This window comes from Streptomyces sp. NBC_01669 (assembly GCF_026339735.1).
Lineage (GTDB): Bacteria > Actinomycetota > Actinomycetes > Streptomycetales > Streptomycetaceae > Streptomyces > Streptomyces yanii.
The window spans coordinates 2,435,585-2,454,395 of record NZ_JAPEQG010000001.1; the positions used below are offsets into that span (position 1 = coordinate 2,435,585).

Consider the following 18,811-nt stretch of genomic DNA (forward strand, 5'->3'; position numbering starts at 1 on the left):
CTGTGTCCGTCGCATGTGCGAGACGTTCGCTCTCGGGCAAGACCCCGTGCGCTGGCAGGCATGGACGGTTGCCCTGCCGCCCTAGCCTCGGCCAGGCAACCCACGCCCGGTGAGCCGGGGAGCGAGGAGAGACATGAGTACGAACGAGCAGGTGGATGTGGTGGTCGTCGGGCTGGGGCCGGGCGGCGAGTACGTCGCGGGCACGCTGGCCGGGGCCGGACTCGACGTGGTGGGGGTCGAGGCGGAACTCGTCGGCGGCGAGTGTCCGTACTGGGCGTGCGTGCCCAGCAAGATGATGATCCGGGCCGGGAATCTGCTCGCCGAGGCGGGCCGGATCCCCGCTCTCGCCGGTGAGGTGGTCGTGACTCCGGACTGGGGCCGCGTCGCCGGGCGTATTCGCAACGAGGCGACCGACGACTGGAACGACCAGGTGGCGGTCGACCGGCTCGCGGCCAAGGGCGGTCGACTCGTCCGGGGAACAGGTCGCCTCACAGGGCCGCGCCGGGTGGCGGTCGGCGACCGTACCTTCGAAGCCCGGCGCGGTGTCGTGCTGGCCACCGGCACGAAGCCACGGATCCCCCCGGTGCCAGGCCTCGAGGGAACGCCGTACTGGACCAACCGGGATGCCGTGGCGGCCAAAGAGCTGCCGGAGTCGATGGTCGTGCTCGGCGGAGGCGCCATCGGCGTCGAACTCGCGCAGGTCTTCGCCCGCTTCACGTGCGTGGTCACGGTGCTCGAGGGGCAGGAACGGCTGCTGGCACAGGAGGAGCCGGAGGCGGGGGAGCTGGCGGCGCAGGCTCTGCGGGCGGACGGGGTCACCGTCCTGACAGGCGCTCGGGTGCGGCAGGTCGCCCATGACGGCACGGCGTTCACCATACGGCTGGAAGGGGGCGGGGAGCCGCTGCGTGCCGAGAGACTGCTGGTCGCCGCCGGGCGTCACGCCGACCTTGCTCCACTGGCGGTCGACTCGGTGGGGCTCGATCCGACCGCAGGAGTCGTGCACACGGACGGGCAGATGCGGGCCGGGGACGGGCTGTGGGCGGTTGGTGACATCACCGGCCGGGGTGCCTTCACCCACGTGTCGATGTACCAGGCCGAGATCGCGGTTCGGGACATACTCCGCCGGCCCGGTCCCGACGCCGACTACCGGGCGCTGCCCCGTGTCACCTTCACCGATCCGGAGATCGGCGCCGTAGGGCTGACGGAGCGTCAGGCATGGGAACAGGGACTGCGGGTGCGCACCAGCGTGCTGCCCCTTTCCTCCTCCACGCGGGGGTGGATCCACGGGCCCGGCAATGAGGGGTTCATCAAGCTCGTCGAGGACACCGACCGCGGCGTACTGGTCGGCGCGACGTCGGCGGGGCCGGCGGGAGGAGAGGTGCTCTACGGGCTGAACGTGGCCGTCCACGCCGAAATACCCGTCGACCGCCTCCAGCACATGATGTACACGTATCCCACCTTCCACCGGACGGTGGAGGCCGCGCTCGGAGCCCTCCGCTGAACCGCCCACCGATCGCTCACACCGACCCGGCACCCAGGCGATGGCGCACCATGCCGGGCCGCGACCCCGGCGAGCCGCACAGGTCCGCCACCCCGCTGGAACTCCTCTTCGACCTGTGCTTCGTCATCGCGGTGGCGCAGGCGTCCGGGAGTCTGCACGAGGCGCTGACCGATGGGGAGTACGCCACCGGTGTCCTGCGCTTCGCGCTGATCTTCTTCACCATCTGGTGGGCGTGGATGAACTTCACCTGGTTCGCATCCGCCTACGACCCGGACGACCTCCTGTACCGGCTGACGGTGTTGGTCCAGATCACCGGGTCGCTCGTGCTCGCCGCCGGTGTTCACAGCGCGTTCGAGGAGGGCGATCTGCGGGTCATCACGGCCGGATACGTCGTGCTGCGCACGGCGCTGGCCGCCCTGTGGCTGCGTGCCGCGTGGTCCGACCCCGCTCGGCGGCCGACCACTCTGCGTTTCGCCGTTGGAGTGTCGCTGTGTCAGATCGGGTGGGTAGGACTGCTCGGTCTCCCGGCCTCGGCGCGGCTGCCCGGCATGGTCGTGATGATCGTCGCCGAGGTCTCCGTCCCGGTGTGGGCGCAGTCCGCCGGGATGACCCCATGGCATCCGCGCCACATTGCCGAGCGCTACGAACTCTTCACCCTGATCGTCCTCGGGGAGTCCGTCGCGGCGGCCACCGTCGCCGTCCGGGGCGCCTTCGACCGCCACCAAGGCACCGGTTCGCTGTACGCGGTGGCGGCCGGTGGCCTGTTCATGGCCTACGCCATGTGGTGGCTGTACTTCGCCAGACCCGCGCACACCCTGCTCGCTACGACGCACCGGGCCCATCGCAGGAGATTCATCTGGGCCTACGGCCACTACCTGATCTTCGCTTCGGCGACCGCCGAGGGAGCCGGCCTGGCCGCGTACGCCGATCACGTCACGCGTCGCACGGACGCCTCGCCGTTGGCCGCCGGCGCGGTGGTCACCGTCCCCGCGGCCGTCTTCCTGATCACCGTCTGGGCTGTACATCTGCGGCCCCACCAAAAAACCGCGGCGGAGTGGATTCCGTATCCCGTCGCCGCGGTCGGCATCCTGCTGGCCGCTTGCTCCCCGGCCCCTGCCCTCGCTGCCGGCGCGCTGCTGGCGGCCCTGGTCGTGGTGGTCACGGTGCCGCGCCGGTGAAGAAGCCAGCAGCGGGATCTCACGCTGCGCCAAGACCGAAGGCCGCGCGGCCGAACTCCCCGTACGGAGAGTTCGGCCGCGCGGCCCGTCTGCGCCGCCTGCCGCCTCGTCAGCTCGTCGCGCGTACCGCATCGCGGATCAGTTCGGCGACCTCCTCGGGCCGGGACACGGCCACGGCGTGCGAGGCGCCCTCGATCTCGACGATCGTCGCCCCGGCCCGCTTCGCGCCGAAGCGCTCGACCTCGGGGTTGATCGCCTGGTCCGCGCCGGCGACGAGGGCCCAGGAGGGCTTGGTCTTCCACGCGGCGGCCGAGGCAGTCTCCGTGAACGCCGAGGCGGCCAGCGGACGCTGCGTCACCGCCAGGACCTTGGTGACGGCGGCCGGGACGTCGGCGGCAAAGATGTCCCCGAACGCCTCGGCCTTGATGGTGACCTCGACCGCAGGCTCAGCGCCCTCCACGGGGTACGTCATCTCCTTCAGGTTGCTGACGAGCGGCGAGAGCGGGAAGCGGCCCTGCAACTCGCCGAGGCTCTCGCCCTCTTCGGTGACATAGGCCGCGATGTAGACCAGCCCGACGACGTTCTCCACGGTGCCTGCCACAGAGATGAGCGCACCGCCGTAGGAGTGGCCGACAAGCACTACCGGACCGTCGATCTGAGCAGCCACGGAAGCGATGTACGCGGCGTCGGACACCAGGCCGCGCAGCGGGTTCGGCGGCGCGACCACGGGAATGCCGTGGTTCTGAAGCTCCGCGATGACCCCGGTCCAGCTGGCGGCGTCCGCGAAGGCTCCGTGCACGAGAACGGCTGTGGGGGTCGGGTTTGTGGTCATGCTTGGGTTGGTCTCCTTGTTGTCGGGTGGTTTTCGGAAATGAGCATGGAGCGCGGTGTCAGCCGGCGTGGAGCGCGGTGCGCAGGGCGCTGCTGGCCAACGTGATGGCGGCCTGGGCGGCGTGGGTCTCGCGCAGGGCGTTGAGCATGACGAAGTCGTGGATGATGCCCTGGAAGCGGACGGCAGTGACGGGGACGCCGGCCTCGCGGAGCTTGTTGGCGTAGGCCTCGCCCTCGTCGCGCAGTACGTCGGCCTCGCCGGTGATGACCAGGGCCGGCGGCAGCCCGGTGAGCTGCTCGGTGGTGGCCCGCAGCGGGGATGCGGTGATCTGGGCGCGTTCGGCCTCGTCGGTGGTGTACTGGTCCCAGAACCACTGCATGCCGTCGCGGCGCAGGAAGTAGCCCGTGGCGAACTGGTGGTAGGAGCCGGTGTCGAAGTTCGCGTCGGTGACCGGGTAGAAGAGAACCTGCTGGACCAGCGGTACGTCGCCGCGCTCCTTGGCCATCAGCGTCAGTGCGGCGGTCATGTTGCCGCCGACGGAGTCGCCGGCAACGGCCAGCCGGGTGCCGTCGAGGCCCTTGGACGTACCCTGCTGGACGACCCATCGGGCGACCACGTAGTTCTGCTCGATGGCGACCGGGTAGCGAACCTCCGGGGAGAGGTCGTACTCGGGGAAGACCACGGCGGCGTTGGCGCCGACGGCGAGTTCGCGCACCAGGCGGTCGTGGGTGTGCGCGTTGCCGAACACCCAGCCGGCGCCGTGGATGTAGAGGATCACCGGCAGGGACCCCTCCACGCCGGCGGGCCTGACGATGCGCGCGCGGACACTGCCCGTCGGACCGCCCGGGACAGTGATCCACTCCTCGTCGATCTGCGGCTTGTCGATCTCGCCGGACTGCACCTCGTCGACCGCCTTGCGCCCCTCGGCGGGCGGCAGGTCGAAGAGGTAGGGCGGATTGGCGGTCGCCTCGGCGAACGCGGCTGCCGCCGGCTCCAGCACCGGCTGGACCGGCTCCACGACGTCGGACATGTGAGTCTCCTGAGTTTCATGTGATCCGCCGGTCTATCCGGCGAGGCGAATGCGGGCCGGACATATAGATCTGCGGGGCCGTCCATCACCACGCTAAAACCCTGAGGACGGCGGAGATTGACCACCAACGCACCGGAGCCGGCCTCGAAGTGCACGTCTGAGCTCCTCCAAAGGCTGTCCCGTAGTCCCTGGTGGATCAGCGCGCGGCGTCAGATGGGGTGCATCGCAAGGCGGAGGGGCGTCCTCGTACTGGGTGTATTCGGGCGTTCCGACAACGCAGCGAGGTGCCGCAGCTGTCGTCGTGCGCCCGCCGGGGATTACGGGACAGGCCTCAGCGAGGCAGTGCACTCCCGGAACGCCTCCAGTGCACTGCCGGGACACACAGGTGCTTCGGCTCGAAATAGCCTGCCGGCAGAGCAGTTGCGGTCTGCCGGGGTTCGGGCTTGCGCATGGAGCGGAAAGCCCACCGGGAATTCGGCCTGATGGAACGTGGGCGCAGTGATGTGGTGTACCCCCGGCTCTCTCCCGCCCGCCGCTGCCGCCGAAGTCGGACGTCGATGCAGACGGAAATCGACGCTGTTTCATCCCGCAGGAGGTTGTCGAAAGGTGTCCACGATGCCGGTCGGTGGGCTGGTTCCCAGCGCCACCGACAACGCCGCGGACCTCGTGGTTCGCAACGCGAAGATTCACACCGGAGACCCGGTCCGGCCGCAGGCCGAGGCGATCGCCGTCCGGGACGGCGTCATCACGGTCGTCGGCGACGACAAGGACGTGGCTCCCCATGTCGGCCCGGCCACAAGGGTGGTCGACGCCCTCGGCCGCCGGGTGGTCCCCGGCCTCAACGACTCCCACCTGCACGTCATCCGGGGCGGGCTCAACTACGTGCTGGAGCTGCGCTGGGACGGCGTCCCCACGCTGCGACAGGGTCTGGCGATGCTGCGTGAGCAGGCGGCCCGCACGCCCAAGGGCCAGTGGGTGCGGGTGGTGGGGGGTTGGTCGGCCGAGCAGTTCGCCGAACGGCGGCTGCCGACCGTCGCCGAGCTGAACGGCGCCGCGCCGGACACCCCGGTGTTCGTTCTGCACCTGTACCAGTCGGCGGTGCTCAACCGCGCGGCGCTCAAGGCCTCCGGATACACCAGGGACACCCTGGACCCGAAGGGTGGCCAGATCGTACGGGGCCGGGACGGTGAGCCCACGGGCATGTTGCTGGCCGCGCCGAGCGCCCTGATCCTCTACTCGACTCTGGCCAAGGCCCCGGTGCTGGATGGTGAGGACAAGAAGACCTCCACCCGCCATTTCCTGCGGGAACTGAACAGGTTCGGGCTCACGTCGGCGATCGACGCTGCGGGGGGATTCCAGAATTTCCCCGACAACTACAGCACGGTCGTCGAACTGGCCCAGGCCGGCGAGTTGTCGCTGCGCATCGCGTATCACCTTTTCCCGCAGACCGCCGGACAAGAAATCGACGACCTCGCCCGCTGGATCGAAATGGCCCGCCCCGAGGACGGGGACGAATGGCTTCGCCTCAACGGTGCGGGTGAGAATCTCACTTGGGCGGCGGCAGATTTCGAGAACTTCGCCCAGCCGCGCCCGGAACTCGCCCCCGGCTATGAGGCAGAATTTGAGAAGGCCGTGCGCCTGCTCATGGAGAACGGCTGGGGATTCCGGCTGCACGCCACGTACGACGACACCATCCGACGCGATCTTGCAATATTCGAGAAGCTTGCCGCGGACGGACTCTTCCCGGCCGGAAACCGGTGGCTTTTCGACCACGCGGAGACCGTCTCCGCGGACAGCCTCGATCGCATCGCCGCCCTCGGCGGCGCCATGTCCGTGCAGAACCGGCTGTCGTTCCAGGGGGAGGCGTTCGTTCGCCGCTACGGCCCCGGTGCCGCCGCGGACGCCCCTCCGATCCGGGCCATGCTGGAGCGCGGCCTGACCGTCGGCGCCGGCACCGACGCCACCCGGGTCTCGACCTACAACCCGTGGGTCGCCCTGCACTGGCTGGTCAGCGGCCGCACCGTCGGCGACCTGGTCGTCCGCCCGCCGCACAACCGTGTCGACCGGCGGACGGCGCTGTCGATGTTCACCGAAGCCGGTGCCGCGCTGACCGGCGAGGAGGGCGTCAAGGGCGTCCTGCGCCCGGGCTGTCTCGGCGACCTCGCGGTCCTGTCCGAGGACTACTTTGCCGTGCCCGAGCCGGACATCGCGCACATCGAGTCCCTGCTGACGGTCGTCGGCGGCCGGATCGTCTACGCCGCCGCCGAGTACGAGGGCCTCGACGAGGAACTGCCGCCGGTCAGCCCCGAGTGGAGCCCGGTCGCGCACTTCGGCGGCTACCAGGCCACGCCGCGTATCGGCCCGTCGGGCGCCCGCCAGGCCGAGTTGCTCGGCCAGGCCGTCGCGGAGTCGGAGCAGCACCGGCAGTGGCGCGCCCGTCGAGGCCTGGCCGCGGATACCGAGAGCACGGTCTTCGACCCCTGCTTCTCGCTCTGATCTCCCGGGAGAGGCCCGGTCACGAGCCGCCCCTCCCGGGACACCACCCCCCACCTCGCGCCGTCCTGCGGACGGTTGTTCTCAGCAGCGGACGCCTGTCCGCGATCACATTTCTCATGGAAAGGCTCTCTCATGGTCGACATCTCCGAGGTCACCGCGGTCCCCAGCCCCGACCTGCTGACCCCCGACAACTGCGCGGTGCTGTTCGTGGACCACCAGCCGCAGATGTTCTTCGCCGCCGCCAGCGGCGACCGGACCGCGATCATCAACTCGACCGTGGGCCTGGCGAAGGCCGCCAAGGTCTTCGATGTGCCCGTCGTGCTGAGCACCGTGGCCGCCGAGTCGTTCTCGGGCCCGATCCTGCCGCAACTCGCTGCGGTCTTCCCGGACCAGAAGATCATCGACCGCACCTCGATGAACGCCTGGGAGGACGTCCCCTTCGTCGAAGCCGTCAAGGCGACCGGCCGCAAGAAGATCGTCATCGCCGGCCTGTGGACCGAGGTCTGCGTCGTGCTTCCCACGCTGTCCGCCCTCTCCCAGGGTTACGAGGTCTATGTCGTCACGGACGCGTCCGGTGGGGTCAGCCCGCAGGCGCACGAGCACGCCATCCAGCGCATGGTCCAGGGCGGCGCGATTCCGGTGACCTGGGTGCAGGTCCTGCTGGAGCTTCAGCGGGACTGGGCGCGTACGGAGACGTACGCCCCCGTCACGGAGGTCGTGAAGGAGCACGCCGGTGCCTACGGCCTCGGGGTCGTCTACGCGCAGGCCGTCATCGGCGCGCACGCCGCCGGCTGACCCCTTCATCCTCGCATCGACGGAACGTCAGGAACAGGCAGGAACGCAATGGACACCGGACTGTTGATCCTCCGGCTGGTGGTGGGTCTCCTCATCGCCGCACACGGAGTGCAGAAGATCAGTTTCCGGCTGGGCGGCCACGGCTTGGCGGGCGGAACCGAGGAGTTCCGCCACGACGGCTTCCGGGGCGGCCGGCTCACCGCGCTCGCCGCGGGCGGCAGCCAGATCGGTGCCGGCCTGTTCCTGGCAGCCGGTCTGCTCACACCCGCGGCGGCGATGGCCGCCATGGGGGTGATGACGGTCGCCGGCACCGTCAAACGGCACAACGGGCTCTGGGTCCAGAACGACGGCTACGAGTACCCGATGGTCCTCGTCGTCGCCTCCGTGGTCCTGGCGCTCACCGGCCCCGGCCGCTGGTCGGCCGACCACGCCCTCGGGCTGACCCCCTGGCCCCTGTGGGTCCCGGTCGTGGCCATCGTGGCCGGTCCGGTGAGCGGACTGCTCACCCGTGTGGTGCTGCATCGTCCCGCGGTCAAGGAAGGAACAACTCGATATGCGCAAGCTGCTGACTGACGTGGCCGGCACGCTGGCTCCGCCCACGGGGGACAGGCACGGCCCGTTGCCGCCGCTCATGCTGATGATGACGGTGGTGACCGGCCTGGTCGACGCCGTCAGCTATCTGGGGCTCGGGCACGTCTTCGTCGCCAACATGACCGGGAACGTGGTGTTCCTGGGATTCGCCCTCGCGGGTGCCGAGGGCCTGTCCGCGCTCGCCTCCATCGTCTCATTGGCCTCCTTCCTCGTCGGCGCACTGGCGGGAGGGCGATTCGGCACCCGGTTCGCGGCACACCGCGGGCGGCTGCTGACCTCGGCCACAGCGCTGCAGGCGGTGCTCGTGACCGCGGCCGTCGTCGCGACGGTGGTCTCGCACGGCAAGGTGACCACCGCGGTCGAGTACACCCTGATCGTGCTTCTCGGCCTCGCCATGGGGCTGCAGAACGCGGTCGCCCGGCGCCTCGGCGTCCCCGACATGACCACGACCGTCCTGACCCTCACCCTGACGGGACTGGCCGCGGACTCCGCCTCTGCCGGGCCGGTGCCCCGGCCCGGTCGGCGGATCCTGTCCGTCCTCGCCATGTTCCTCGGCGCCCTCGCCGGTGCCGTGCTCCTGCGGTACGCCGGACTCACCCCCACCCTGGGCCTGGTGCTGGTGCTGCTCACGGCGACCTCCGTGGCCGGGCATCGCCTCTCGGCCTCGAGCGCCGCCTGGACCAGGCCGCAGTCGTGAAGGGGCGCGGGCCCCGCACCCGGATCGTGGTGCGGAGCCCGCTCTCTTCTCCGGTCGTACGGCTCAGACCGAACGGGCCCGGTCGGCCGTTCGCCGCTGCTGCGTGCCGGCGCTCGCACGCCACTGGGTCGGGGACACCCCGTAGGCCTGGCGGAAGGCACGGCTGAAGTGGGCCGGGCTGATGAAACCCCAGCGGGCGGCCACGGCCGAGATCGCCAGGTCGGCCGCGCCGGGACGGGCCAGTTCGGCCCTGCACGCATCGAGTCGCCGTTGGCGTACCCAGCCGCTGACCGTGGTGCCCTGCGCGTGGAAAAGCTTGTGCAGGTAGCGCAGGGAGATGTGGTGCTCGTCGGCGAGCATCCGGGGAGACAGCTCGGGCTCGCCGAGGCGGGACTCGACGGAGGTCTTGATCCGGTCCAGCACCGTGGCCGGCCCCGCCTCGGCCCCGGGCCGCCCGTCCGTGTCCACCAGGTTTTCGGCCAGGGTGGAGAGCAGACCCGTAACGGTGCGCGCGAGTCGCTCGCGTACCTGGGGCGCGGCGGAGCCGATCTCCCCCACCAGCCCGGACAGGAGCGGCAGAATCAGTTCTGACGGCCGGCCGGCCGTGTCGCCGACGGCCCTCGCAGTGACCCGGCGCATCTCCGCCTCGTCCAGCCTCAGCATCGCGCGGGGAACCATCAGGACACGGGCCCGGTGCGGCTCCGGCAGGACAAGGGTGAACGGTCGGCTCGCGTCGTAGAAGGCCAGGGCTCCCGGGTGCAGCTGCGCGGCGCGACCGTCCTGGGACAGCAGCGCCGGACCCTCCAGCTGGACGCGGGCGAACATGTACGCGCGGCCGTCCGCCGCCGCGCCCTCCGGGGTCCGAAGGACCTTCACGGGGTCCGACTCCTCGGTGGCGACCTGAAGCGATCCCAGCCGGTCCGCCCTGAGGGACCCCTTCCAGGACCGCGGGTCCTCCCGGACGACCAGGTCCAGATCGACGTAGGTCCGCGAAAGGGCCCGCTTCCAGGCCGGGACCCTGTCCGCGGGCCCGACGGTCTCCGTGGACAGGTCCATCGGCGGCACACCGTCCGTCAGCGGCGTTCGGACCGGCATGTCACTCGTCCCCCTCGACGGAGCGTCGGCCCTGCTCGTGTCGCAGCCACTCGGTCGGCGACGTCCCGTACTCCCGGCGAAAGGCCCGTCCGAAATGGGACGTGCTGGTGAATCCCCAGCGGCGGGCGACGCTTCCCACGCCGGCGCCCTGCGCGGCGGTGCCCGTCAGCTCCCGGCGGCACTCCTGCATGCGCAGCTCACGGATCCAACGGCTGACCGTCGTGCCCTCCCCCTCGAACAGCCGGTGCAGATACCGCACCGAGATGTGATGGGCCCGTGCGACGGCCTCGGGGGTGATGTCCGGTTCCGCCAGATGCCAGCGGATGAACCGGTGGATGCGCAGCAGCAGGACGCGGTCGGCGCCGGGCAGGCTCGTCGGCTCCGCGGCGAGTTGCTGCGCCGCCGCCGCAGCCAGCAGGTCCACCGCGCTGCCGGCCAGTTGCTCGGCGGCGGACCGGGAGTACGACTCGGACGTGTCCGCCAGGCGCGACATGAACGGCGAGAGCAGGGCCGCCAGCCCGGTCTCCGGGCGCATGGACCTCGCTGTGATCTGCCTGAGGTCCGCCTCCGCCAGGCCCAGGAGGTTCCGCGGCACGGCGAAGATCTTCAACTGGAACCGTTGGGGAAACCATGCGCGGAAGGGGCGAATGGTCTCGACGAACGCGACATCGCCCGGTCGTAGCTCCGTGGCGCGGTCATCCTGCTCGACCTGGGCGAGGCCCCGGGTGAGTACGGCGACGAACACCTCGTGGCCGTCGCCGCGGGCGATGAAGCGCGGGGCCCGGTGGACCACTCCGGGATCGCACTCGACCGTGCTGATCCGAAGGTCGCCGAGGTGGTCCGTACGCATGGTGGCGGCGTACGTTCCCCCTTCCGCGGAGATGTCCATCCCCACGAGCTGCGCGAGGACGGCGTCGTGCCAGAAGTCCATACTCTCGCTGAGGGGCACGGTGCTCGTGCACAGCACCTGACGCGGGCGGCGCCGCGTGGCGGAGTCCTGGACGTGGACACCGTCTCCCGGGAAGGAACCGAAACTCGTTGGCATACAGGCCAGCGTGCCTTCGCCCGGGTGACGGACGCATCAGTCGGCCGACTGGTCCGGCCCCACCTACTCCGTCCTGGCCGGGCACAGCGGGCAGCCGCTCTCACCTCAGGTGGCTGCGAAGGAAGGATCCTCCCAGCAGCACGGCCGCCCGCGTGGGCGGGCTGTCGCGCAACGCGGTCAGCGACACGAAGTCGTGGACCGTGCCCAGGAATCGGGCTGCGGTCACTTCGACTCCGGCCCGACGCAGCCGGTCCGCGTACCGCTCTCCCTCGTCCCGTGTCACGTCGGCCTCCGCCGTGATCACCAGCGCCGGCGGCAGCCCGGCGAGCTCCGCGACGCTCGCACGCACGGGGGACGCGGCCGGCTCGTCCCGCTGCCCGGGATCGTCGGCGTACTGCTGCCAGGACGAGCGCAGCGCCTCCCGGGTGAGCAGATAGCCCGTGGCGAACTGCCGCTGGGAGGGGCTGTCGCAGCGGGAGTCGGTGAGCGGGTAGTACAGCAGTTGGGCGCGGACCCTCGGGCCGCCGCGCGACTTCGCCATCAGCGTGAGCGCCGTGGCCACGGTGGCGCCGGCGCAGTCCCCGGCGACCGCCAGCCGGTCGGCGTCGAGCCCGAGTGCCCCGGCCTGCCGGACCACCCAGGTCATCAGCGCGTAGCACTCCTCGAGGGCCACGGGGTAGCGGGCCTCGGGAGTACGGCTGTACTCGGGGACGACAGCGGCCACGCCCGCGCCCCGCACGAGCTCGCTGACGAGCCGTGCGTGGGTCTGTGCGTCTCCCAGCATCCACCGGCCCCCGTGGGCGTAGAGCACCGCGGGAAGCGGGGCGGTGAGGTCCAACGGCCTGAAGATCCAGAAGCCGACCAGGCCGGAGGGCCCCACGGGCGCCACGTGGAAGGTGACGTCCACCTCGAAGTCGTCGACCAGGTGGATCTGAGACTCCCGCAACGCCTGTCGGCCGTCGACCGGTCCCAGCTCGTGCAGAAAGGGGGGTGCCGTGGACGCGTCGACGAGCCGCTGCACCAGCGGATCGAGGATCACGGCCGACGGGGGCTTTCCACCCGCTTGCCCCTCGGGGTCCGACTGCATCCGGTTCGCCTCTCGCGCGGCCCCTCGGGGTTCTGGTTCGTTGCCCGTCACCTGTCGTGCAGGAGGTCCCGCAGTTGGTGGCGGCTGCTGATGCCGAGCTTCGGATAGACGTTGTAGAGGTGCGAGCCCACGGTACGCGGCGAAAGGAAGAGCCGTTCGCCGATCTCGCGGTTCGACAGTCCGTTCGCAGCCAGCCGCGCGATCTGCTGTTGCTGAGCCGTCAGTTCGGCCAGACGATCGGCCGACGCGGGAGCCTGGGCCACCCCGGTCGCGCGCAGCTCGCCGCGGGCCGACGCGGCAAGGTGCCGGGCGTCGAGCCGGGCCGCGACCTCCAGCACCGCGGTCAGCTGAACTCGGGCCTCCAGGGGCCTTCTGCGCCTGCGCAGCCAGATCGCGTAGTGCAGACGGGCCCGGGCACGCTCCAGGGGCCACTTCTCCGCCTCCGGATTGACCAGGGCCAGCCGGAAGTGGTGCTCGGGGTCGGCATCCTCGTTCACGAGGGCCGCCGCATGATGCATCAGGAGCGTCATCCGCGTCGTCGGTCGCGCACCCTGGCGTTCCCGTACGTCCCCGAGGATGCGCGCCGCCTCCCGCTGCCGGCCGATGCGCTGGGCGGCGGCGGCCAGTTCGCTGATGGAGCGTGGCGAAAGGAAGGGATCAAGGGGCGAGCCGTCCTCCGCGAACAACGCCCGCAAGTGCCGGAAGGCCCGGTCACCGTCCCCGAGGACCATCGCGGTCAGACCGCAGGCCCGCAGCATCCTGGCGTGGGTGGACCGGTTCTCGTCCAGACTGACGGAGCGCCAGTGGGGCCCGGTGAACGGGATGTCCGGCATCGTCTCGCCGCGAAGCGCGCGGAGGGTCACCTCCAGGGCTTCGAGGTCCATGTCGACACGGGTCAACCGGTGGACGGCGGCGGCGGACCGGCCCTCCTCGATCACCGCCTCGGCCTCGGCCCACCGCCCGATGCTCACGAGGGTGTCCACCTGGGCCGCGAGCGTCCATGCGCGCGGCCCCAGCGTTCCCCGCGTGCCACGGAGCGCTCCTGCCTGCCGGTACTTCTCCGCGCACAGCTCCGACTCGTCGACGTGGTGGGCGACCGAGGCGGTCGCCAGCAGACGGGTCAGCCGACGCGCACCGTCGAGGGGTTCGGATAGAGGGGCGGTCAACCTTCGCAGCGCGTCGCTACCGCCCCGTACGGCAGGATCGATTTCCACCGACACGGCTGCCTCCAGGGAGGCGAGGACCTCGGGCCCGGAGAGCTCGTGGAAGAACCCGCCCTGCTGTGCGCACCGGTCCTTCTCGGCCTGCGCTGCCCGGACCGCGTGGTCGAGCAGTCGTGGCAGCGGCAGCCGGTGCTCGGGCAGCCCGGACCGGCGGGAGATCCCCATGGCGACCGCGGCCAGTGCGAAGGAGGTCGTTGCACGGCTCGGCGGCGTGCGCTGCCACACGTCGAGCAGGAGGTCGAAGGCCTCCCGCTGGAAGGAGAGCAGTGACAGCGCTCCACTCATGGCGCAGGCTGCGATGCACAGCAGTTCCGGGTCGCGGTTCACCCGGGTGAACCGTTCGTACAGGTCGCGCACCCATTCCGGGTCCCCGACGTCGCTCGCGGCGGCCAGCGCTCCGGCCAGACGCCGAGCCCGGTCGTGGACGCCGGCGCTGAAGCGCGCGGCTTGTTCCAGTGCCTTCGCCGAGGCGAAGCAGTCTCCGGTCTGCGCGGCCCGGGTGGCGGCTTCCTCCAGGGCCGTGGCCACCGCCTCCTCCGGGCCGATGGCTGCTGCGGCCAGGTGCCAGGCCCGACGCGCGGGGACCTGGCCTCGTGCGGCGGCGAGATCCCGGTGGACCTGCTGCCGCAGCTTCGCGGCGTACCGGTGGAATGCCGCGGTGCGGATCAGCGGGTTGCGGAACGCGAGACGACCGTCGGCGATGGTGATCAGGCCGGCTTCCTCCGCCCGGACCCACACGGTGAGGTCGTGGGCGCCCAATGCGGCCATGACGGTGACGAGATCGTCCTCCTGCAAGGAGGCCGCGGCGTACAGCAGGGCGCGCTGTGTTTCCTCGGGGAGCTCGCCCAGTCGTGCGGCGAACATCTGCTGGATCCGCGCGGTCTGCCGCGGGTCCGCACCGGCCGTTGCCGGCCCACTTGCGCCGTACGCCGCCCGGCTCAGCTCGACGACCGCCAGCGGGTTCCCCTCCGCCTGCCGGAGCAGGTCCAGTCTGGCCCTTCCCGCGGGTGCGCCGGGCTGCGCATCCAGAAGCAGGGCCGACGCCCGGTCCGACAGCGGGCCGAGCGACAGGACGGGAAGATCCGTGGGGACCCAGGCCGGGGGAGCCTCGCCGCGTGCGGTGAACAGCACGGCCACGGCCTGGTTCGTCAGGCGTCGCGTCACAAAGAAGAGAACATGCATGGACGCGCGATCGCAGTCCTGCAGATCGTCCACGGTCAGCAGGACCGGGCATGCCTGCGCGAGGTGCCCCAGGAGTGTCAGGACCGCAGCGCCCAGTGCCTTGATCTCCGGCAGTCCGGCCTCCGGGGCCGGCCCGAAAGCGGTGCGAAGCGCCCGCCGTTGGTGCTCCGGCAGAGCGTCGAGCGCGCCGAGCACCGGCAGGAGCAGCTGGTGCAGGGTGGAGAACGCCTGCGGCTCCTCGGAGCCCCAGCCCTGCGCCGACAGGACCCGGGTGCGGCGTCGTTCGGCTGTCTCCGCGGCAACCCGGAGTAGCCGGGACTTGCCGGTTCCGGCCTCGCCGAGCAGGAGAAGAGCCTGGGGGAGGCCATCGCGTACGTCGAGGGACCGCAGGATCCGATCGACCTCCGCCTCCCGGCCGATCACCGCTGCGGCAATCGGCTCGGTGCCGCCGGGGTCGATTCCTTCACCGGCGGCTGCCGCGCCCCTCACGTCGAATTCCGTCATCGCACTCCGCTCCCCCGAACCATGAACGAGATCGCCACGGCCTACCGACTTCGCTGGACGAAAGGTCGGCAACTCTCACGTCCCACGCCCATGAGTGGATGCTGTCAGGGCGCCGGAAGGGACGCTTCTGTCATGTGACCAGTCATGCCGGAATCGGGCCTGGCAGGATGCCTTCAGAGCGATGAGCAGGCAATTTGCATCCACACCGGTTCGACAGGCGGACGGTTGGACGGACAAGGGAGAGCATGGACTTCGGCACCGACCCGACACGTACGCGGGAGATCCTGGGCAGGGATCGTGAACTGGCGCGGATCGCGCAACTGATCGACTCCGAGGACGACCGCGGCCCGAAAGTGCTCGTGCTGACCGGCGAGCCGGGAGTGGGCAAGAGCGCCCTGGTGGAATGGGCGGCCTCGCACGCCGTGGCGGGCGGCCGGCGCGTGCTCCGGGTTCGAGGCAGCGAAGGCGAGAAGGATCTCGGTTTCGCGGGGGTGCACCAACTGCTGCGCCCGGTACTCTCCGGTGTCGACCGGCTTCCCCCGCGGCAGCGCGATGCCCTGCGCCGCGCACTGGGTTCGGACGACACTGACGAGTCACAGGCGCCGGACCCACTGTTGATCATGGTCGGCGTGCTGACGCTGCTCTCGGACGCGGCAACGGAACGCCCGTTGCTGATCGCCGTCGACGACGCACAGTGGCTGGACGTCGGCTCGCTGGACGTACTCGCGTTCATCGCCCGGCGTCTCGAAGGCGAACGCATCGGCCTGCTGCTCGCCGCACGGGATGAAGCGGTGCCGGCGCGCTTCGACCGCGACTTCCCGCATCTGGCCGCAGGTCCTCTGGACCGAGCCGCGGCGGGGCTCCTGCTGGACGCGCAGCCGCATCCACCACGGGATCGCGTCCGGTCCAGGATTCTCCGGCAGGCGGCCGGGAACCCGCTGGCCCTCATCGAGCTCACGCGAGCCTTCGCCAGGGCCCTGGGCAGCCGCGGAGTCGGGTCGATCGACTCGCTCCCCCTCACCGCCCGGCTGGAGCACCTGTTCGCCGCCGACCTGCCCACCCTGCCGCACGCCACACGCCGGGTCCTGCTCCTGACGGCGGCAGCCGGCAGCGCCGATCTCTCGGACGTTCTCCACGCCGTGCCCGGCCTGGACGGGCCGGAGGTGTGGAGACCCGCCGAGCAGGCGGGGCTGGTGCGCGTCGAGGGCAGTCATGTGCGTCTGCGTCATCCGCTGGTCCGCTCCGCGATCTACCAGGCCGCTTCGTTCGCCGAGCGCCGCGAGGCCCACCTGGCGCTCGCCGCCGCGCTCGCGCAGGAACCCGATCGCCGTGCCTGGCACCTCGCCGCAGCCGCACTCGGCCCGGACGATCAGGTCGCCGGCGCTCTCGCGGAGAGCGCGGAACGCTCGCGGCGTCGCGGCGGATACGCGGCCGCGGCCGCGGCGCTGGAACGCGCCGCGGAACTCACGTCGGAGCCGGATCAGCGTGCCAGGCGCCTGCTCGCCGCTGCCGAATCGGCCATGTACGCCGGGTATCCGCAGTGGGTCGGTGAGATCGCGGCCCGCGTCGACACCCTGACGGACGACGCCCAGCTCCTCGCCGAGGCGTCCCTGCGCGGCGGGTGGTCCCTGGCCGTGACGCTCCGGCACGACGACTCCCTGGCCTTCCTGCTGCCCGTGGCCGAATCCATGGCCACACACGCACCTGCCCTGGCTCTGAGCGCGCTGTCAACGGCATCGACCCCCGCGTACAACTCCGGCGCCCCGTTCTACCGGACCGAACTCCAGCGGATCGGCGGCCTCATCACGCCGCCGCCGAACAGGATCGACTGCCTCTGGCCACAGGTGGCCAGCCACCCGTTCACGGACCGGGAGAAGGCTCTGAAAGGCCTGGCCCACGCGGTGGACACACTGCAGGACGGTTCCCTGTCCGACTTCGTCGTGCTCGGCGCCACAGCCTGGATCCTGGACGAGACCGACCAGGCCGTACGCCTGCTCGGCCAGGCCCTGGACCATCTGCGACGAGCTGCAACGGCCGGCGCCAACTGCACCGTCGCGCAGGCCCTCGCCCTCGCACTGTTCGAGAGCGGAGCCTGGACCGCGGCCCGCTCCGCCGCCGAGGACGCCTTCTGGATGGCGACAGAGTCAGGCGCGGACAACGTCACCGTGGGGTCATCCATCCTGCGGGCCACGCTGCGCGCCGCCCGCGGGGATCACGAGGCCGCGCGTGCGCAGGCCGGCGATGCCGTCCGCGGCATCGACCTGCTCGATTCCCGCAGCCTGTATGTGCGCTACTGCCACGCGCTCGCCATGGCAGCCCTGGCGGAGGGCGACCACAAGGCGGCGTACGAGCACTTCCGGCGCGTGTTCACCCAGGACTTCCACCCCGCACCCGTGCACTACCACGCTTCCCTGTACCACCTCGCCGATCTTGCCGCCGCAGGCGTCCGCGTCGGCCAGGCGGACGACGCCCGCTCCGTGCTCCGGGCCGCAGAGACGACCCTGGGCGCGTCCCGCTCCGCCCGCCTGGACGCGATCGTGCATCGTGCCTCGGCCCTGCTGAGCGATCCCGAGGACGCGGAGCCCCATTTCCGTGCGGCGGTCGCCGACCCGGCCTGCCTCCTATGGCCCTTCGAGCACGCCCTCGCGCAGCTGGACTTCGGCGAGTGGCTGCGGCGGCGCCGACGGGCCGCGGAGGCGCGCACCGTTCTCGGCACCGCCCTCGAGATCTTCGAACGGCTCGACGCACGCCCCTGGATCGAGCGCACCACGGCCGAACTCCGCGCGGCGGGCGTGGCCGTGGCGGATTCCGCGGCGCCCGAAGCGGTGGCCGACCTGACGCCGCAGGAGCTGCAGATCGCCCAACTGGCCGCGGAGGGCCTGACCAACCGGGACATCGGCGCCCGGCTCTATCTGTCTCCCCGTACCATCGGCTTTCATCTGCACAAGATCTTCCCCAAGCTCGGCATCACGGGCCGCACCCAACTGCGCGATGTCCTCGGCCTCGCGCGCCTGCCGGATCACTGAGGGGGGATTCCCCGCACGGGATGCTTGCTCAGGATGGAGACCCGGTTGAAGGCGTTGATGGTGATGGCCACCCAGATCACCGCGGAGATCTCCTCCTCGGTGAGGACCTGGCGGGCCGCGGCGTAGGCTTTCTCCTGCTCGACGGCGTTCGCGGGTTCGGTGGTCGCCTCCGCGAGGGCGAGTGCCGCGCGTTCCCGGTCCGTGAAGAGTTCGGTGTCGCGCCAGGCGGCCAGCACGCCCAGGCGCTGCGTCGTCTCACCGGCACGGAGCGCGGCCCCGGTGTGCACGCTGAGGCAGTACGCACAGCCGTTGATCTGCGACACGCGGAGATTGATCAGCTCCACCAGGCTGCGGTCGATTCCCGCCTCGGCGGCGGCCGTGCGGACCGCGTCGGCCGTCCCGACGAGTGCGCGGTAGGCCTTGGGGCTCTGCTTGTCGATGTAGACCCGTCGGCTTGCCAGGTCTGCTGTCGTGTCACTCAACGTGGACTCCTCCGGGGCCGCTTCCGGCCCTCGCTCCTCTGCCGTGC

At 71.0% G+C, this 18,811-nt stretch carries 14 protein-coding genes; 7 read left to right on the plus strand and 7 right to left on the minus strand.

The features are described 5' to 3' along the window. Window positions 1-133: 133 nt before the first annotated feature. Together OG972_RS10670 and OG972_RS10675 are read left to right on the plus strand one after the other, a co-directional pair. On the plus strand, window positions 134-1,501 hold the full coding sequence (locus OG972_RS10670) for an NAD(P)/FAD-dependent oxidoreductase (RefSeq protein WP_266980453.1): 1,368 nt from the start codon (window positions 134-136) through the stop codon (window positions 1,499-1,501). 50 nt (window positions 1,502-1,551) lie between these two features. Beyond that, a complete protein-coding gene (locus OG972_RS10675) occupies window positions 1,552-2,679 on the plus strand; it encodes a low temperature requirement protein A (RefSeq protein WP_266980455.1) in 1,128 nt (375 codons plus the stop codon). A 109-nt stretch (window positions 2,680-2,788) separates the two neighbouring features. On the opposite strand, the gene OG972_RS10680 is transcribed toward OG972_RS10675, so the two are convergent. Together OG972_RS10680 and OG972_RS10685 are read right to left on the minus strand one after the other, a co-directional pair. After that, window positions 2,789-3,511 carry an alpha/beta fold hydrolase gene (locus OG972_RS10680; protein WP_266980457.1) on the minus strand — a complete coding sequence of 241 codons (723 nt, stop codon included), beginning with the start codon at window positions 3,509-3,511 and terminating at the stop codon, window positions 2,789-2,791. A gap of 58 nt (window positions 3,512-3,569) precedes the next feature. Next, window positions 3,570-4,541: an alpha/beta hydrolase gene (locus OG972_RS10685; protein WP_266980459.1), complete on the minus strand. Its 972-nt coding sequence runs from the start codon at window positions 4,539-4,541 to the stop codon at window positions 3,570-3,572. A gap of 615 nt (window positions 4,542-5,156) precedes the next feature. Here OG972_RS10685 and OG972_RS10690 point away from each other — a divergent pair. The 4 genes from OG972_RS10690 to OG972_RS10705 all read left to right on the plus strand — a co-directional run bounded on the left by OG972_RS10690 (window position 5,157) and on the right by OG972_RS10705 (window position 9,120). Then, a complete protein-coding gene (locus OG972_RS10690; RefSeq protein WP_266990396.1) occupies window positions 5,157-7,037 on the plus strand; it encodes an amidohydrolase in 1,881 nt (626 codons plus the stop codon). Window positions 7,038-7,169: 132 nt separating this feature from the next. Beyond that, a complete protein-coding gene (locus tag OG972_RS10695) occupies window positions 7,170-7,832 on the plus strand; it encodes a hydrolase (protein ID WP_266980461.1) in 663 nt (220 codons plus the stop codon). 48 nt (window positions 7,833-7,880) lie between these two features. Then, a complete protein-coding gene (locus OG972_RS10700; RefSeq protein ID WP_266980463.1) occupies window positions 7,881-8,405 on the plus strand; it encodes a DoxX family protein in 525 nt (174 codons plus the stop codon). Continuing rightward, entirely contained in the window at window positions 8,386-9,120 is a 735-nt protein-coding gene (locus OG972_RS10705) for a YoaK family protein (protein ID WP_266980465.1), read from the plus strand. Before OG972_RS10700 ends, OG972_RS10705 begins: the two co-directional genes overlap by 20 nt. A gap of 63 nt (window positions 9,121-9,183) precedes the next feature. Here the strand turns inward: OG972_RS10705 and OG972_RS10710 are convergent, their stop codons facing one another. From OG972_RS10710 to OG972_RS10725, 4 genes are all read right to left on the minus strand, one after another. Then, complete coding sequence (locus tag OG972_RS10710) at window positions 9,184-10,215, minus strand: helix-turn-helix domain-containing protein (protein WP_266980467.1); 1,032 nt, start codon at window positions 10,213-10,215, stop codon at window positions 9,184-9,186. Between the two features lies 1 nt (window position 10,216). Further along, window positions 10,217-11,260, minus strand: a complete 1,044-nt coding sequence (locus OG972_RS10715) for a helix-turn-helix domain-containing protein (RefSeq protein ID WP_266980469.1) — start codon at window positions 11,258-11,260, stop codon at window positions 10,217-10,219. 100 nt (window positions 11,261-11,360) lie between these two features. Further along, the gene (locus tag OG972_RS10720; protein ID WP_266980471.1) at window positions 11,361-12,347 is read right to left on the minus strand and encodes an alpha/beta hydrolase; all 987 of its coding nucleotides are present in this window, start codon (window positions 12,345-12,347) and stop codon (window positions 11,361-11,363) included. Between the two features lie 47 nt (window positions 12,348-12,394). After that, a complete protein-coding gene (locus OG972_RS10725; RefSeq protein ID WP_266980473.1) occupies window positions 12,395-15,256 on the minus strand; it encodes a LuxR family transcriptional regulator in 2,862 nt (953 codons plus the stop codon). 245 nt (window positions 15,257-15,501) lie between these two features. On the opposite strand from OG972_RS10725, the gene OG972_RS10730 reads away from it, so the two are divergent. After that, the gene (locus OG972_RS10730; RefSeq protein ID WP_266980475.1) at window positions 15,502-18,282 is read left to right on the plus strand and encodes a helix-turn-helix transcriptional regulator; all 2,781 of its coding nucleotides are present in this window, start codon (window positions 15,502-15,504) and stop codon (window positions 18,280-18,282) included. Here the strand turns inward: OG972_RS10730 and OG972_RS10735 are convergent. Then, window positions 18,276-18,764, minus strand: coding sequence for a carboxymuconolactone decarboxylase family protein (locus OG972_RS10735; protein ID WP_266980477.1), 489 nt, complete (start codon window positions 18,762-18,764; stop codon window positions 18,276-18,278). The two genes, OG972_RS10730 and OG972_RS10735, sit on opposite strands and share 7 nt — an antisense overlap. Window positions 18,765-18,811: the final 47 nt, after the last annotated feature.

What these genes read in the sequence shown, in the direction of transcription:
- OG972_RS10725 (WP_266980473.1), bottom strand. Translation starts at nt 15,256, where the DNA reads ATGACGGAATTCGACGTGAGGGGCGCGGCAGCCGCCGGTGAAGGAATC.
- OG972_RS10705 (WP_266980465.1), top strand. Translation starts at nt 8,386, where the DNA reads ATGCGCAAGCTGCTGACTGACGTGGCCGGCACGCTGGCTCCGCCCACG.
- OG972_RS10670 (WP_266980453.1), top strand. Translation starts at nt 134, where the DNA reads ATGAGTACGAACGAGCAGGTGGATGTGGTGGTCGTCGGGCTGGGGCCG.
- OG972_RS10690 (WP_266990396.1), top strand. Translation starts at nt 5,157, where the DNA reads ATGCCGGTCGGTGGGCTGGTTCCCAGCGCCACCGACAACGCCGCGGAC.
- OG972_RS10720 (WP_266980471.1), bottom strand. Translation starts at nt 12,347, where the DNA reads ATGCAGTCGGACCCCGAGGGGCAAGCGGGTGGAAAGCCCCCGTCGGCC.
- OG972_RS10710 (WP_266980467.1), bottom strand. Translation starts at nt 10,215, where the DNA reads ATGCCGGTCCGAACGCCGCTGACGGACGGTGTGCCGCCGATGGACCTG.
- OG972_RS10680 (WP_266980457.1), bottom strand. Translation starts at nt 3,511, where the DNA reads ATGACCACAAACCCGACCCCCACAGCCGTTCTCGTGCACGGAGCCTTC.
- OG972_RS10700 (WP_266980463.1), top strand. Translation starts at nt 7,881, where the DNA reads ATGGACACCGGACTGTTGATCCTCCGGCTGGTGGTGGGTCTCCTCATC.
- OG972_RS10715 (WP_266980469.1), bottom strand. Translation starts at nt 11,260, where the DNA reads ATGCCAACGAGTTTCGGTTCCTTCCCGGGAGACGGTGTCCACGTCCAG.
- OG972_RS10675 (WP_266980455.1), top strand. Translation starts at nt 1,552, where the DNA reads ATGCCGGGCCGCGACCCCGGCGAGCCGCACAGGTCCGCCACCCCGCTG.
- OG972_RS10695 (WP_266980461.1), top strand. Translation starts at nt 7,170, where the DNA reads ATGGTCGACATCTCCGAGGTCACCGCGGTCCCCAGCCCCGACCTGCTG.
- OG972_RS10685 (WP_266980459.1), bottom strand. Translation starts at nt 4,541, where the DNA reads ATGTCCGACGTCGTGGAGCCGGTCCAGCCGGTGCTGGAGCCGGCGGCA.
- OG972_RS10730 (WP_266980475.1), top strand. Translation starts at nt 15,502, where the DNA reads ATGGACTTCGGCACCGACCCGACACGTACGCGGGAGATCCTGGGCAGG.